Here is a 472-nt window from a genome sequence, read left to right on the forward strand (position 1 = left end):
CCCAAATGAACATTTTGAAAAAAGAGATGGAGGAAGTAAAGCTGACCGGAAGAGGGGAGCTCGTGATTGGCATGATCGAGTCCGTGAGACAGTGGGTGCCCCAAGTGATCCGTGAATATCACAGCCGCTTTCCTTCGATGCATATTAAGCTGTTCGAGGTGCTGAGCAGGAAGGCGGTCGTCGATTCCTTGCGGAAATACCATACCCACCTCGTCATTACGAACCAGTGCATCCATGAAGACGATATTGAATCGCTCCCTTTGTATAAGGAAAGGTTAGTCCTGGTGCTGCATCGGGAACACGCTTTAGCCCAGAAGGATTCCATTACATTCAAAGAGTTGGAGAAAGAACCCTTCATTATTAGCATGGAAGGTTTCCAGACGAGAGAAGATATTTTGAGAGCCTTTGCGCTTGAACAAGCATCACCGAACATCAAATTTGAAATCGAGCGGTTCGAGACCGCTTTGACATT

The 472-nt window shown here is 47.0% G+C and carries 1 protein-coding gene; it reads left to right on the top strand.

Annotation, left to right across the window (positions count from 1 at the left end; all coding sequences use genetic code 11):
* Positions 1–472 (top strand): LysR family transcriptional regulator substrate-binding protein (locus BBG47_RS28430; protein ID WP_139070845.1); only part of this gene is annotated, 472 nt, incomplete at both ends.

The sequence above is a fragment of the Paenibacillus sp. KS1 genome (genome assembly GCF_001680695.1).
Lineage (GTDB): Bacteria > Bacillota > Bacilli > Paenibacillales > Paenibacillaceae > Paenibacillus_B > Paenibacillus_B suaedae.